General features: G+C 40.5%; 16 protein-coding genes. 11 read left to right on the forward strand and 5 right to left on the reverse strand.

From position 1 onward, the window contains the following. Window positions 1-37: 37 nt before the first annotated feature. From I6L31_RS07655 to I6L31_RS07665, 3 genes are all read left to right on the forward strand, one after another. The gene (locus I6L31_RS07655; protein ID WP_005002122.1) at window positions 38-2,173 is read left to right on the forward strand and encodes a 3-hydroxyacyl-CoA dehydrogenase NAD-binding domain-containing protein; all 2,136 of its coding nucleotides are present in this window, start codon (window positions 38-40) and stop codon (window positions 2,171-2,173) included. Between the two features lie 162 nt (window positions 2,174-2,335). Beyond that, window positions 2,336-2,599, forward strand: coding sequence for a hypothetical protein (locus I6L31_RS07660; protein ID WP_004992442.1), 264 nt, complete (start codon window positions 2,336-2,338; stop codon window positions 2,597-2,599). A gap of 14 nt (window positions 2,600-2,613) precedes the next feature. Further along, window positions 2,614-3,483 carry a patatin-like phospholipase family protein gene (locus tag I6L31_RS07665; protein ID WP_004992440.1) on the forward strand — a complete coding sequence of 290 codons (870 nt, stop codon included), beginning with the start codon at window positions 2,614-2,616 and terminating at the stop codon, window positions 3,481-3,483. A gap of 12 nt (window positions 3,484-3,495) precedes the next feature. Here I6L31_RS07665 and I6L31_RS07670 read toward each other — a convergent pair whose 3' ends face one another. The 3 genes from I6L31_RS07670 to I6L31_RS07680 all read right to left on the reverse strand — a co-directional run bounded on the left by I6L31_RS07670 (window position 3,496) and on the right by I6L31_RS07680 (window position 5,853). Further along, on the reverse strand, window positions 3,496-3,870 hold the full coding sequence (locus I6L31_RS07670) for a glyoxalase superfamily protein (protein WP_004992439.1): 375 nt from the start codon (window positions 3,868-3,870) through the stop codon (window positions 3,496-3,498). Window positions 3,871-4,176: 306 nt separating this feature from the next. Continuing rightward, a complete protein-coding gene (locus I6L31_RS07675) occupies window positions 4,177-4,626 on the reverse strand; it encodes a GNAT family N-acetyltransferase (protein ID WP_005002119.1) in 450 nt (149 codons plus the stop codon). Next, the gene (locus I6L31_RS07680) at window positions 4,627-5,853 is read right to left on the reverse strand and encodes a class I SAM-dependent methyltransferase (RefSeq protein WP_005002115.1); all 1,227 of its coding nucleotides are present in this window, start codon (window positions 5,851-5,853) and stop codon (window positions 4,627-4,629) included. Window positions 5,854-5,954: 101 nt separating this feature from the next. Here I6L31_RS07680 and trhA point away from each other — a divergent pair, with 101 nt between their 5' ends. Together trhA and I6L31_RS07690 are read left to right on the forward strand one after the other, a co-directional pair. After that, window positions 5,955-6,596 (forward strand): PAQR family membrane homeostasis protein TrhA, encoded by a 642-nt coding sequence (gene trhA, locus I6L31_RS07685; protein ID WP_005002113.1) that lies wholly within the window; start codon window positions 5,955-5,957, stop codon window positions 6,594-6,596. Window positions 6,597-6,836: 240 nt separating this feature from the next. After that, window positions 6,837-8,153: an MFS transporter gene (locus I6L31_RS07690; protein WP_005002112.1), complete on the forward strand. Its 1,317-nt coding sequence runs from the start codon at window positions 6,837-6,839 to the stop codon at window positions 8,151-8,153. Between the two features lie 65 nt (window positions 8,154-8,218). On the opposite strand, the gene I6L31_RS07695 is transcribed toward I6L31_RS07690, so the two are convergent. Next, the gene (locus I6L31_RS07695; RefSeq protein WP_005002105.1) at window positions 8,219-9,229 is read right to left on the reverse strand and encodes a metallophosphoesterase; all 1,011 of its coding nucleotides are present in this window, start codon (window positions 9,227-9,229) and stop codon (window positions 8,219-8,221) included. Between the two features lie 222 nt (window positions 9,230-9,451). Here I6L31_RS07695 and I6L31_RS07700 point away from each other — a divergent pair, with 222 nt between their 5' ends. Then, entirely contained in the window at window positions 9,452-10,993 is a 1,542-nt protein-coding gene (locus tag I6L31_RS07700; RefSeq protein ID WP_228128595.1) for a phospholipase D family protein, read from the forward strand. Window positions 10,994-11,034: 41 nt separating this feature from the next. On the opposite strand, the gene I6L31_RS07705 is transcribed toward I6L31_RS07700, so the two are convergent. Next, on the reverse strand, window positions 11,035-11,838 hold the full coding sequence (locus I6L31_RS07705; protein ID WP_004992421.1) for a lysophospholipid acyltransferase family protein: 804 nt from the start codon (window positions 11,836-11,838) through the stop codon (window positions 11,035-11,037). A gap of 170 nt (window positions 11,839-12,008) precedes the next feature. Here I6L31_RS07705 and I6L31_RS18305 point away from each other — a divergent pair, with 170 nt between their 5' ends. The 5 genes from I6L31_RS18305 to I6L31_RS07730 all read left to right on the forward strand — a co-directional run bounded on the left by I6L31_RS18305 (window position 12,009) and on the right by I6L31_RS07730 (window position 15,227). Beyond that, a complete protein-coding gene (locus tag I6L31_RS18305) occupies window positions 12,009-12,146 on the forward strand; it encodes a hypothetical protein (protein WP_227546612.1) in 138 nt (45 codons plus the stop codon). A gap of 94 nt (window positions 12,147-12,240) precedes the next feature. Continuing rightward, window positions 12,241-13,566 carry a ribosome rescue GTPase HflX gene (hflX, locus tag I6L31_RS07715; RefSeq protein WP_005002102.1) on the forward strand — a complete coding sequence of 442 codons (1,326 nt, stop codon included), beginning with the start codon at window positions 12,241-12,243 and terminating at the stop codon, window positions 13,564-13,566. 44 nt (window positions 13,567-13,610) lie between these two features. Next, the gene (locus I6L31_RS07720; RefSeq protein ID WP_005002101.1) at window positions 13,611-13,982 is read left to right on the forward strand and encodes a hypothetical protein; all 372 of its coding nucleotides are present in this window, start codon (window positions 13,611-13,613) and stop codon (window positions 13,980-13,982) included. An 11-nt stretch (window positions 13,983-13,993) separates the two neighbouring features. Continuing rightward, entirely contained in the window at window positions 13,994-14,668 is a 675-nt protein-coding gene (locus I6L31_RS07725) for an LrgB family protein (RefSeq protein WP_005002100.1), read from the forward strand. Between the two features lie 112 nt (window positions 14,669-14,780). After that, window positions 14,781-15,227: a DUF2147 domain-containing protein gene (locus I6L31_RS07730; protein WP_004992409.1), complete on the forward strand. Its 447-nt coding sequence runs from the start codon at window positions 14,781-14,783 to the stop codon at window positions 15,225-15,227. Window positions 15,228-15,280: the final 53 nt, after the last annotated feature.

Raw genomic sequence — 15,280 nt, forward strand, 5'->3', positions numbered from 1 at the left:
CCAGCGTTTTTAAGAAATAAATTTAGGACGATGATGTATGAGCGCTATTAAATACGAAAAAAACGCTGACAATATTGTAATTCTTACCCTTGATTCATCGGGTCAATCTGCGAATACCATGAATGCAGAATTTCGTGATTCACTAGATAAAGTCAGCCAAAAGCTCAAAGTTGAAACTGATCTCAAAGGTATTATTTTCCGTTCTGCCAAAAAAACCTTCTTTGCAGGCGGTGATTTGGATGAGCTTATTCAGGTTCAACCTGAACATGCTACTGAATTTTTCAAGATGATTGAAAAACTCAAAGGTGACCTACGCACGATTGAGACATTAGGCGTTCCTGTTGTAGCTGCGCTGAATGGTACTGCATTAGGCGGTGGTTGGGAAATTGCTTTAGGTTGCCATTACCGCATTGCAATCAACGACCCTAAAACCAAGTTTGGTTTACCTGAAGTCACTTTAGGTCTACTACCAGGTGGTGGTGGTATCGTGCGTATGGTCCGTCTGCTCGGTTTACAAAATGCGTTTCCATTCTTGATGGAAGGTAAACAGTTTGGTGTTGATAAAGCAAAATCGCTGGGTTTGGTTCATGATACCGCTGAGAATGAACAAGAACTGTTAGATAAGGCAATTGCTTGGGTCAAAGCTAATCCCAAGTCACAACAGCCCTTTGATGTCAAAGGCTACAAGATTCCGGGCGGTGATCCAAAAACGCCTGCGGTGGCACAAGTGCTTGCAATTGCCCCTGCGATGTTACGTGATAAAACCAAAGGCTGTTACCCTGCACCTGAAGCGATCATGGCGGCAGCAGTAGAAGGTGCACAGGTTGATGTTGATACTGCGTTACGTATCGAATCACGTTACTTTACTCAACTGACAATCGGTCAGATTTCTAAAAATATGATCGGTACCTTCTGGCATGGCTTAAATGCAATCAAATCTGGTGCAAGCCGCCCTGCTGATGTTGCCAAATGGCAAGCGACCAAAGTCGGTGTCTTAGGTGCAGGCATGATGGGTGCAGGCATTGCCTACTCAACTGCAATCAAAGGCATTCCTGTAGTTTTGAAAGATGTCTCCGTTGAAAATGCGGAGAAAGGCAAAGCATATTCGCAAAAACTACTGGATAAACGCGTTTCTCAAGGGCGTATGACGGCAGAAAAACGAGATCAGGTTTTAGCACTGATTACTGCAACGGCAAATGCAGCAGATCTGCAAGGCTGTGATTTGATCATTGAGGCTGTATTCGAGAACCAAGAGTTAAAAGCCAAAGTGACACAAGAAGCTGAACAATATTTGGCTGAAGGTGGCATCTTTGCATCGAATACTTCTACGCTGCCAATCACAGGTTTGGCGACGGCGAGTAAAGATGCGCAAAAGTTCATTGGACTGCATTTCTTTAGTCCAGTGGATAAAATGCAGTTGGTTGAAATTATCAAAGGTAAACAGACCTCTGCTGAAACACTGGCTAAAGCTTACGACTTTGTGCAGCAAATTGCCAAGACGCCAATCGTAGTGAATGATAGTCGCGGCTTCTTTACCAGTCGTGTATTTGGTACATTCGTTCAGGAAGGTATGCGTTTACTTGCTGAAGGTGTGCATCCAGCCAAAATTGAAATGGCGGCATTGAAAGCAGGTATGCCCGTTGGCCCATTGGCGATTCAAGATGAAGTCTCTTTGACCTTGTCTGAACATGTTGCCAGTGAAACACGCAAAGCATTACAAGCAGAAAGTAAATATCTGCCAAAAACCCCTGTGGATGAAGTGGTTCATACCATGATTCATGAACTCAATCGTAAAGGTAAAGCGGCAGGTGCAGGTTTTTATGAATATCCTGAAAATGGAAAAAAACATTTATGGGATGGACTCAGCCGCTGGACAAAAGAGAATGATGTTTCGGAACAGGAGATGATTGATCGCTTCCTATTTGTTCAAGCATTGGATACTTTGCGTTGTTATGAAGAAGGCGTCTTAGAATCTGTTGTTGATGCCAATGTCGGTTCAATTTTTGGCATTGGTTTTGCCCCGTGGACAGGTGGCGCGATTCAATTCCTCAATCAAAACGGAGTTGAAAAGTCACTACAACGTGCCGAACAACTCACTGCAAAATATGGAGAACGCTTCACTCCTCCGCAATTATTGAGAGACCAAGCACAAAAGAGTGACATCATTCGCTAAACATATACATACTCATCACAACGCACACCAAATTTAAATCTGGTGTGCGTTTTTATATCATTGTATTGAATAGACTTTATATTTAAATTCTCTCTTTTTTTCAATTTTATGCTATAACAACCACTTATTTTTCTTTGTTTATTTTGACGGTTGGACTCATTTATGAGTAAATCATCTTCTGGCAATGATGCTGAATCAACGGCTTTAGGCTGGAAATTTATTATCATTGTGGCGGCGATTACCACTATATTTTTCACTTTTTTATACTTGGCCATGTCCAGCGAACCTGACTATATGCCCAATCAGGAAGCGAAAAAAGGTCATTACCAACTCAAAACGACATCGCAACCCGCATCTGAAAATCAGCAAAATGATGAAGCGCCAACTCAACAGTCCACGCCTACGGATGCACATTCGCAACATTAACACTGGAAAATATCATGTCAGCAATACAACGTCAGGCACTTATCGTTGAAGGCGGTGGTATGCGCGGTGCTTTTACTGCGGGCGTACTCGATGCCTTTTTAGAACAACAATTTAATCCGTTTGATCTGTATGTCGGTGTGTCTTCGGGTTCCACCAATCTTGCCAATTATCTGGCAGGTCAAAAAGGTCGTACACTTAATTTTTATATTGATCATTCTTTACGTCCAGAATTTATCAGTTATAAACGTTTCTTGAAAGGCGGTGATTTACTTGATTTAGAATGGATGTGGCAAGTTGGCGAAGCAGAACATCCGCTTGATCAACAAGCACTATTTGCACAAAATCCTGATTTTTATATGGTACTGACTCACGCACAAAGTGGTCGGGCTGAGTATTTACGAGCAGGGCGAGATAATCTATTGGATGCTTTACGCGCATCGAGCACGATTCCTGTATTAACTCGTCAACCTGTCGACATTATGGGTGAGCCTTATTTTGACGGTGGTGTCGCAGATGCGTTGCCTGTACAGTGGGCAGCGCAACAAGCAGATGTGAGCAAGCTGATGGTGATTCGCACACGTCCGCAGCATTATTTTAAAGCCAGTAGTAAAGGCGATCAATTTTTAGCAAAATATATCGTCAGGAATCATCAAGGCTTTGCATTAAGTCTAAAACAACGCTGCCATCGTTATAATGATTCTGTCGATTTTCTGCGTCAGCCCCTTTCAACTCAGCAACCACAACACATTCTTGAAGTTTGCGTTCCCGATAAAAAAGGATTGGCAAATCGTCTTTGTAAAGATCGCAACAAGTTGCAATATACCTATCAAGTCGGTCTGGAAACAGGATTTGCGGCGATTGAGCAATGGAAAACCCTGCCCTAAACAGTTAAAAGATCAGGTTTCTGCCTGATCTTTCCAAAACACTAAACGATTTGAAAAGGGATCACGAATCGATAATTCTAAATTTCCCCACGGCATGGTTTCAAGCTGGGGTTTGGCAAATCGGGCATTTTGATCTAAGAGTTGTTGAGCAAATTGTTCTAATTCCACTAAGTGCAACCGTACCAATGCACCTGGACTACAATCACCATAATGTTCAGTTAAATGTAAGCAATATTGATCTTTAGAAATTTGCATATAAAGCGGAAAGTTCTCCTCAAATTGATGCGTCCAATCTAGTTGGAAACCCAAAAAATCAAGATAAAAAGCTTTGGCCTTTTCCACATCAAAAATGCGTAACACAGGAATAATATTCTGGTTTTGATTCATTTTTTTCTCAATTCAGTTTGTATTTTGAAGTATTTCTTTATCTTTGGATTTACGCTGCTGTAAATACCGTAGTCTTTTGGCGACAAGCCTACTGCCTATTCGAAAACATTTAAACTTTAGACTTCTTTCGTAAATTCCCTTTATTTCTCCCTATGGGAGAAAAACAAACAGGGTTTAAGCAATGATGAAAGAAGTCTTTTTAACACCTCAACCACAGTTCTCATAGTAATTGAAAACGACTGATTTTTAGATTCATATCAAATCTTATTTTTGCACGAAATGCTACCAAAACCTGAATGTTAAGGGTTAATCATCTAAAGATAAAAACATTTCAATATGAGGAATACCACAGTCATCATAAATATCACCGCGTTGACAAAAACCTAAACGCTCATAAAAACCCGTTGCATATACCTGTGCAGAGAGTTTTAAATCAGGCAAATTTTGTTCTTGCGCATGAACAATGATGGCTTGCATCAGCTTATATCCAATATTAAAGCCCCGATAAGCCTTTAGAACGGCCACTCGCCCAATACTCCGATTTTGCAGTAAACGTGCTGTCGCAATCGGTTGAACATCATGATACACGACGAAATGCTGCGAGATTGCATCATGAGCGTCCCATTCTTCCGCCTCGGGAATGTGTTGTTCTTCAACAAACACCAAGGTCCGAATCAATTTGGCATCTTGTTGTAAACTGTTCCAGTCACCTACTTGAATATCAAGTTGCAGATCTAGCGTAGTTTTATCCATCATTTAACATTTACACCCAACATTCTCAATCGCGATTTGGTCATTTAAGAGCAATTCCAATGTCTGTTTTTCAATGCCATACATCTGTTTTAATGCCTGAATCTGCTCCAGAATTTTTGGATCAGGTTGATCGATATCTTTACGCTTTGTGGCCAAAATCATTTTATTTTTACTGGTATGCTCTAAAGATACAAACTCAAACACTTTTACGTCATAACCATAGGCTTTGAGCAATAAAGCACGTAAAGTATCGGTCAGCATTTCAGCTTGTTGCCCTGCATGAATACCAAACTGTAACATCGGTTTTAACACTGATGGACTGTGCAATTGTGGTCTTAATTCTTTATGACAACACGGCGCGCACATGATCATCGAAGCATTTAAACGAATACCGGTATGAATCGCAAAATCTGTTGCAATATCACAGGCATGTAAAGCAATCATAACATCAAGCTGCTCGGTCTGATAAGTTCTGACATCCCCTTCAAAAAAATCAAGCCGATCAAAACCTGCTTTGGTTGCGATCTCTTTGCAAAATTCAACCAGATTAGAACGTAACTCAACGCCTGTGACGACAGGCTGAGTCGCTGTTTGCTGCTGTAAATAATCATACAAGGCAAAGGTCAGATAGCCCTTGCCCGAACCAAAATCGACAATATTAACCTGATCTTTTTTTACCTCAATTTGATCATAAGCATGAGAAAAAATTTCAATAAATTTATTAATCTGTTTCCATTTACGCGCCATCGCAGGAATAATTTTTCCATTGGCCTCTGTGATTCCTAAATACTGTAAAAATGGACTGGCCTGATCAACATAGCGTTCTTTTTCACGATTATGTTGCTGAGTCGGTTTGGAATGCTCCAGACTCGGTTTCGTGTGTTGTTGAATATTCAGTAGTACTTTTTTCTTATTTTTTTTCAATTGAGCTTCAACATTGTGCGCAAACAAATTGGCTTGCTTGCATAAATGTACAAGTTTTTCAATCACATCAAGTGATTCTTTTAACTCATAATTTTTTGTCACGTCTTTAGTTTTATAATGATACAGCGCACTTAATTTCGTTTGTTGCTGTAACTCAACCATTCGGAATGTGATTTTCTCAAGCTCTGTCTCTGTACCTTGATATTGACTCAAAATCAGTCGTTCAAACTGCTGACTTTGAATCGTTTGGTGTATCAATTCAAGGAACTGCTGCTCTTGAGGAGAATGGGTTGCCAAAGCGGACATAGTAAAAACCTTATTTATTTGCCGCTCTAGTTTAAAACGTCTTACTTTAAAAACAAAATTGAATTACTATACACTTGTACTTTTAATAAAATGATCTAAAAATGTCTCAGTTTCCTGTACTTGATTATGATCCTCTGGAAGAACAGCTCAATGCATGGAGCCATGCTGCTGGTGCTGTACTGGCAATCATGGCTTCGTTTTTTTTATTGATCAAGGCACATGACCTCAGCACAGGTCAATGGGTGGGTTTATGGGCGTATTGTTTCAGCCTAATTTTAGTCTTTAGTAGTTCTGCGCTGTATCATTTTGCCAAAACCAAAGAAAAACGACATTGGTATAAAAAACTGGATCATACCGCGATTTATTATCTCATCGCAGGGACATACACCCCTTTTTTAAGTATTGCTATTCCAACTGCCAAAGCACACTATCTCCTGATTGCACTCTGGGTGATCGCCTTCATTGGGACACTTTTCAAATTAATTTTCATTCATCGTTTTCAAAAAATTTCCCTGATTGCCTATTTGCTGATGGGTTGGACAGCTGTGTTACTTATTGATGATATGCAAAGATATTTGAGTAAAGACGCACTGATTTTTTTAGTGACTGGCGGGTTAGCTTATACGATCGGAGCATTGTTTTATGCGCTAAAAAAGGTAAGATATACCCATGCAATCTGGCATGTTTTTGTATTGATGGGCGCGGGATTACAATTCCTTTCGATCTATTGGTACGTCATCTAGTCTATTTTGAATACTATGTTCAGCGACCCTGATTGGTATTGAATATTTAGATTCGATTTCTTTCATCAGTCCTTTTTTATTCTCCTTGAGGGAGAAAAATAAAGAGCGTCTAACTAAATAGTTATATAGTTATGAAAGAAATCTACTACTCGTTATTTTTTTAAGAAATTACGCCTTTTTTAAAAAGATTACGCTTTTAAAAACAAATTTTTTTATTTTTACGAAGTGTAAGGTTCCTTTATGGCGTCATCCTCTACCTCTGCAACCACAGCACCTGCTGTTGCCAGTAACTCAAAATTCCGTGTCTTAACTGCGAGTCTCGTTGGAACAACGATCGAGTTTTTTGACTTTTATATTTATGCCACAGCGGCAGTCCTGATTTTTCCGCATCTATTTTTCCCTGCAAGCAGTGGCAGTGCTGCCATGCTACAGTCCCTAGCCACTTTTGCGATTGCCTTTATTGCTCGCCCGATTGGTGCTGCACTCTTTGGACATTTAGGTGATCGTATTGGTCGTAAAGCCACATTGGTTGCTGCTTTGCTCACGATGGGAATTTCGACCGTCTGTATTGGCTTATTACCCACTTATGCTCAAATTGGTATTGTTGCGCCATTATTGCTTGCGCTTTGCCGTTTGGGTCAGGGCTTAGGTTTAGGTGGTGAATGGAGTGGCGCTGTACTTCTCGCAACTGAAAATGCGCCAGAAGGTAAACGTGCATGGTATGGCATGTTCCCGCAACTTGGCGCGCCGATTGGTTTTATTTTAGCGGCGGGTTCATTTCTAACGCTTGGCGCATTAATGCCAGATGAAGCGTTTATGCAGTGGGGATGGCGTATTCCATTTATTGCCAGTGCAATTTTGGTTTTAGTCGGTTTATATATTCGTTTAAAACTACACGAAACCCCTGCTTTCCAAAAAGTGTTGGATAAGCAAAAAGAAGTGAATATTCCATTTACCGAAGTGGTCACCAAGCATACCAAACAACTGATACTGGGAACGATTGGTGCGGTATGTACCTTTGTTGTTTTCTACTTAACCACTGTCTTTGCCTTGAACTGGGGAACCACGCATCTTGGTTATGCACGTGGACAATTTCTAGAAATGCAATTATTGGCAACCTTGTGTTTTGCTGCTTTTATTCCACTCTCTGCAATTTTTGCTGAAAAATTTGGTCGTAAAGCAACATCGATTGGGGTTTGTATCGCCGCGGCTATTTTTGGTTTGTTCTTTTCTGATCTGCTTGCATCAGGCAATACTTTGGTGGTGTTCCTGTTTTTGTGTATTGGTTTGTCGATTATGGGACTCACTTATGGTCCAATTGGAACTGTACTTTCGGAATTATTTCCAACCTCAGTCCGTTATACAGGTTCAGCGTTGACTTTTAACCTTGCAGGTATTCTAGGCGCATCTTTTGCACCCTTGATTGCCACCAAGTTAGCTGAAACTTATGGCTTGCAGGCAGTCGGTTATTATCTAACAGCAGCGTCAATTTTATCATTGATTGCGTTTTTGCTCATCCGTGAAACTAAAAACGAAGATGTGAATAATCAGATTTAAACCAATTTGATGAAAAAACCAGCGCTTGCTGGTTTTTTTAATTTAACGCATTGAAGAAAAATTTCTTAAATCAATTCAATAATATCAATTGTGGGTGGCACCCGAAATCGAAAAGGCACACCGACCATGCCTGTACCTACGGTGACAAAAACATCTGCATGTTCATGCTCATAAAAGCCCTTTTTATGTCCTAAAATTGAGACTTTTTTCATGATGTAATTGGTGATCCATGGCAATTCAACTTGCCCTCCATGCGTATGTCCAGAGAGCATTAAAGGGCGTAAAGGAAGTTCTGGCACCATATCGACCGTATCTGGGTTATGCGATAAAATCAGCCACGGCTTATCTTGCGGTAATTCTGGCATAAATCGCATATCGGTTTTACCCGCCCATAAGTCCCCGATTCCGATCAGACGGAACTCATCAAACTCAACAATTTTTCCTTCGATATCGATCACATCATTGACATCTAGCGCATGTTTCAGCAATTCCTGAATCGGCGGGCCGGGATATTGTTCATCATGATTACCGGGTACAGAATAAACAGGAGCTTGTATCTGGCGTAATACTTGTAATTCTTCAGCGAGTTTATGTTCTGGCTCGTAGGTCCAATCCCCAGCCACCACCACAATATCGGGTTGTGCCTGATTCAGCTTTTCGACAATAATGCGTAATTGACGCTCATGACCAGAATATAAACCGACATGTAAATCTGCAATCAAAGCCACTTTGACCGGTTTTGCAAAAGGTTGATTCGGATTTAAACGGTACTGATGCTGCCGCACATGCACCAAATGCGGCTCGATAAAACGTGCATAAATCAGAAAAACACTTAATAAAAAAATGAAAACGCTTTGATGCAATGAAAAATAACCAGACCATCCCGCATAAAGCGTAAAAATAACCAGAGGAAACAGTAAATAAGATAAATAAAACACCAGCAAATGCACAAAGGCTTTAAAAGGGTGAATGGTTTCGGTACAGGCTTGACTACGCCAGGCTTGCGAAACTGCCCAAATTGCGAGAACAACAAAAATCAGATAGAAATAAAAAATAATCGAATTAAAATCCCACATAGCTATTCTCAAATGATCTTAAATAGCATCTTAAACACTGAAAGACTCATCAGGATGAGTGATTTTGTTTCAGTTATTTATCTTTGGCTAATCAAGAATTATACTCTAGGCCACATTATTGATGCATACACTATGGCAAAAACACTCCGCTTAGCTACACAATACCCTAATTTTACTGCAAAAAAGCAAATAAGTAGGCACTTTTTGCTTGGCGTCAGTTGTATGCTGGTATTGAGTTTAAGCGGATGCAATACGCTGCCCAAACCTGGTCATGAGGTCATTCAGTTAGCAAGCCAAGTCGATACATCACACACCACGCTTGCCAAAGTCGTAGAACCTCTACGTCAGCAAAATCAAGGGCTGACAGGTTATCACCTGCTTTATGATCCACTTGAAGCGCTTACAGCACGTCTAAAGTTGATTGATAAAGCCGAAAAAAGTCTGGATCTACAATACTATATCTGGGACAACGACCGCGTTGGCGCTTTAGCCTTACATGCCATTATTCGGGCTGCGGATCGTGGCGTAAAAGTACGTTTATTGATAGATGATAACAATGCCAAACAAATGGAAGCGGTTTTACTGGCATTGTCACAGCATCAAAATATAGAAGTCAAACTGTTTAACCCCTATCGCTTCCGCAAGTTTCGTGCCATCGATATGGTACTCGACTTAAAACGCATTAATCGGCGCATGCATAATAAAAGCTTTATCGCTGATGATCAGATTGCGCTGATTGGGGGGCGCAATATGACCAATCAATATTATAACAGCAGTGATAATTATCAATTTTCCGATGTCGATGTCATGTTGGTTGGCTCGGCTGTAGATGATATTGTTCATTCTTTTGATGATTACTGGAATGATAAATATGCCTACTCTGTGATTAATATCGTCAATGCTAAAACGCATTATTTACGCTATCCAGAACTAAAACGTCAGCTTGATGAACATTACGAACTGGCAAATGTACAAAACTATCTGAACTTGGCTGCACGATCACATGCCTTTGACCAATGGTTTAATAGTAATATCCAGTTTGATTGGGTTCAGGCGAAAGTGGTTAAAGACTCACCTGATAAAATTCGTGGCAAAGCCAAAAAGGAACAGCATTTAAACTTTCAGCTGATTAAAAATCTGCAAAAACCAGAAGAAAATGTTGATTTAGTTTCTGCCTATTTCGTACCTGAAAAACAGGGTGCCAAACATTTAAGTGAATTGGCACAAAATGGCGTACAGGTTCGGGTATTAACCAATTCTTTTAAAGCCAATGACGTCTCGATCGTACATGCCTTTTATGGTAAATATCGTAAGGAATTACTGGAAAATGGCGTCCAGCTTTATGAGTTTTTGCCCACGCTGGATGAAGAGGAGCTGAACAAAGATACTCGCGAATTAGCCAAAGAAGCTAAAATTAGTCTAAAAGGTCTGAGCAATTCAAGCCTACATGCCAAAATGATGACGCTGGATCAAAAACAAGTGTTTATCGGCTCTTTTAATTTCGATCCACGTTCAGCCTATTTAAATACCGAAATCGGCGTCATTTTAAATAGTCCGAGTTTAGCGAAAAGCATTCACCAAACCATGGATCAACAATTAACTCATTATGCGTATAAACTGGTGCTGGATGCCAATCATAATATCAATTGGTATCGCCAAATGCCGAATAGCACTAAAATTTATAAAAAAGAACCCCGTATGAAATGGTGGCAACGAGCAGGCGTCAAAATGTTATCATGGCTTCCAATTGAAGGATTTATGTGATGTTAAATCGCTTATAAACCCTCCAAGTTTGCACTGTTTGATCAATGATTTAACACTTTCGCATGCAGCTCTTTTAAACCTTGTTCCATTTTTTGCTGAACTTCAGCGGTTAAACTGCTCACCGTATGACCTTGTACCTCAATTTCAGGCAAAGTTAGTAAATGCGCGGTGACTTTCGGCATTTCCAAAACTTGTTGTACATGTTCTGCAAAAGTCATTTCGCCAATAAATGGTGCCACCGTATCTAACTCACCTTGTTGATTCACATAACAAATCAAACAGACTTGTACTGGACGCTGTGCTTCTATTGCGGCTCCCAAAATACGTCCATGCACTCGTTTAATACTTTTTCCATCTGTCGTTGTGGCTTCTGGAAAGAATAAAACGGGAATGTCTTTCCTTAAAAAATCTGCGATTTGTTCACGAATCCGAATCGAATCTCCTGAACCGCGTTTAATGAATAAGGTGCCACCGCCCTTCGCGAGTTGCCCGAGGACTGGCCATTTTTCAATTTCAGCTTTCGCCAAAAAGAAGACTCTCGCACCAGAGCCTAATACTGCAACATCCAACCAAGAAATATGGTTACTCACCCACAATGATGGATTCCGTGGAATTGTGCCGTGTACTTCAACCTCAATATTAAAAACTTTGCACAATTGACGACAAAAGTACTGCACATAACGGGTATTCATTGGATTATTTGGATTTTTATAGAGTCGATGACGATAGACCAAATAAAAGCCTTCACCAATCACTCCCAGACCTGTGGCCAATTTTTTACTATATAAAAAAACTTTTTCTACTGGAGTTAAGTTCTTTGAAGTCGCTGATTTCGTTTGAGCCATAAAAATATCATTTTTGTTTAAATTGCAATTTCGACCTATTTTATACTGAACTTGATGGGCTTGTATTGATGATAAAAACCGAACATGAACATTTAAAAATTCAATTTTTATTTATTATTGCGATTGATTATTATTTAACTATCGAAATTAAAGATCAAAGGAGCCATGTCATGCATACTACTCCCGTGAAACAACATCAATATTCTACAGGTTCAATGACCACCATGTTACGTCAGATTCTGGGTTGGTCAGTTTTATATGCAGGGGCCATGATTCTCACTGCCCAAGCATTTAATAGTTTAATCTAGTCCTTTTGGCTATAAAACTAGATTCAAATGCCTGCTCGGGTTATCTTAGCAGGACATTTTAGTTAAACGAATTTGGTGATCTGTGGAAGACGGTTTGGGACAAGTGCAACAAAGGGAACGCGTCATTCTGGTCAGTGTAGCTGTCAATATGCTTGATGATCTGGATGTTGAAGAGTTTCGTCTACTTGCCCAATCCGCAGGCGCGACAATACTTGAACACCTGACCGTTCAGCGAAATAAACCTGATCCCAAGTTTTTTGTTGGCTCAGGTAAAGCTGAGGAAATTGCCCAACTTGTAGAGCATTTAGAGGCTGAACTCGTGATCTTCGATCATTCACTTTCTCCTGCTCAAGAGCGCAATCTGGAAAAAATCATGAAGTGTCGCGTTATTGACCGCACAGGATTAATTCTGGATATCTTTGCACAACGTGCCCGCACACATGAAGGTAAATTACAAGTTGAACTGGCACAACTGAAGTATTTATCGACACGGTTGATTCGCGGTTGGGCAGCGGGCTTTGAGCAACAAAAAGGCGGAATTGGACTCAAAGGTCCGGGTGAAACGCAACTTGAAACTGATCGCCGCTTGATCAAAGTGCGTATTAGTCAATTAAAAGATAAACTGGTCAAAGTCCAACACACCCGTATGCAGGGTCGTGCAGCAAGGCAAAAAGCAGCAATTCCGACGGTATCTTTGGTCGGTTATACCAACGCGGGCAAATCAACCCTGTTCAACATCTTAGCCAATAGTGATGTTTATGCTGCCGACCAGTTGTTTGCCACGCTTGATCCAACATTGCGGCGTTTAGACTGGGATGGCATTGGCACCGTTGTCCTTGCCGATACGGTCGGTTTCGTTCGAGACCTGCAACACGACTTGGTGGAATCATTTAAAGCCACCTTGGAAGAAACCCTTGAAGCCACACTTTTACTGCATGTGATTGATAGTCATAGCCCTGATATGCATGAACAGATTGAAGCGGTAGAAGGTGTACTCAAAGAAATTGGCGCAGATGCGCCCGTTTTGAGGGTATATAACAAAATTGATTTAAGTGGTGATGAACCTAAAATTATATATGCTGAACCGCATTTACCTGATCGAGTTTATGTATCTGCACATTCAGGACAAGGATTAGACCTCCTCAAACAAGCCGTACAAGAATGCTTAATGGGGCAATTACAAAATTTTGAACTCATCCTAAAACCTGCGTATGGCAAATTGCGGACTCAACTTTATGCACTAAATGTCATCCAAAGCGAACATTATGATGATGAGGGAAATCTACATTTAAAGGTTTCGATTGCTCCACATAAACTTGAGCAACTGATTCGACAAGCGCATTTACCGCTTCAAGATATTCTGGGTGAACGTGCCAATCAATTCAAAAGACCACTTGAAGAATTTGAAATCAAATCCTAGATCGGTTAAAACGTGAATATTCAAATGATAAATAGATGAGCAACATGGACAGGTTAAAACAAATCGACTGGTTGGCATGGCTGGCCACCATTGCGCTAATCATTGTATTTCGAGAGGGCGCTGTGCTGATCATGGGCACATTTCATCATCCCGAATTAGGCAACTTGGTCGGACTGATTAGCCTTTTGATTGTATTGTTTATCTGGCGGAAGTTTAAAAAGGTTCCAAATCGTCTGGTCGATACTAACAATAAAATCATGAAAGAAAGTGGATTTGCTTTTTTACCCATTTGTGCAGGTTCATTGATGATGCTAGTACATATGGGCAAAGAAATTCCCTTGTTTTTATTGGTACTGGTCATCAGCACCCTGATTCCACTCTGGATTTACGCCAAAATGGCAAAACGTTGGCTTTAGGGAGAGAAGACATGTTAACCGTTCTTTATGGTTTTTTAATCACGCTGGTGGCTTATCTCTGTGCTAAACCCTTGAACAAACGTTTACCTCAAGTACCACTTTTAGTGTTTGGTATGTGTATTGTCGTCGCGATTTTGGCTGTTGTTGGGATGCCTTATGAACAATATATGAACAACGTGAATAATTTATTTAGTCATTTATTGGGCTATGTCACGGTCGCGCTTGCGATTCCATTAGCCGCCATGCGCTACGATGATCTACCGCTTAAATCCATGATTGGTATTCTAATTTTTGCCAGCACCAGCGCAGTTGCTCTACCGATGGGACTTGCATACTTACTTCACATGTCCGAACCCACCATTTTAGCTTTTGCCACACGTGCCGTTACCACTCCAATTGCTTTAAATATCGCGACTTTATTACATGCTCCATTGACTCTAGTGACATTAATTGTGATTTTATCGGGGGTGATTGGTGCGGCATTTTCTCCGCTTATTTTGCGTCATATTAATGATGAACGCGCATCGGGTCTGGCTTTGGGTTTAGCTGCACATGCCATTGGAACTGCGCAAGCATGGCAACGGGGTGCGGTAGCTGGTCGTTATGCAGCTTTTGGCATGGCCATTAATGGTGTATTCACAGCAATCTGGTTGCCAACCTTTATACTTTCTCTGCAAAATCTGTGACTTGTCAAACAAAAATAGGCATTGAATAGCAGCCAAATTCCACCTAAGATTGGAGTAGTTGTCATTTATGACATAAAAAGTTATCTGGTTACGCAAAAAAGGAATTTAAAAGATGCGAAAGCTAAAATTAGCAGCAGCGGTATTATTGTCGGGGTTGAGCAGTCTGGTTTTTGCACAAGACATTTCTGGTATCTGGCAAAATATTGATGATAAAACAGGTTCATCCAAAGCCCTGATTGAAATTCGCAAAGACTCAAATGGGGCTTATATTGGTAAGATTATTAAGGTTACGCCGCGTCCGGGTTATACGCCTAAAGAGACTTGCGTCAACTGCCCGCCGCCTTACACCAATAAACCAATTTTAGGTCTGGATGTTTTAACTGGCCTTCAGCATGATAAAGATTTAGATTACAAAGGCGGTAAAATTATCGATCCTTTAAGCGGTAAAATTTATAGTATGAAAGCCAAATTAAGTCCTAACGGCAAACGCTTACAACTTCGCGGTTACGTGGGTGTTTCGGCGTTGGGTCGTACCCAAATCTGGATTCGTCAGGAATAAAAAAAGCGTAGTTACAATTATAGAAAAGTCACCAAATGGTGACTTTTCTATTT

The organism is Acinetobacter septicus, assembly GCF_019355975.1.
In the GTDB taxonomy this organism is placed as follows: Bacteria; Pseudomonadota; Gammaproteobacteria; order Pseudomonadales; family Moraxellaceae; genus Acinetobacter; species Acinetobacter ursingii.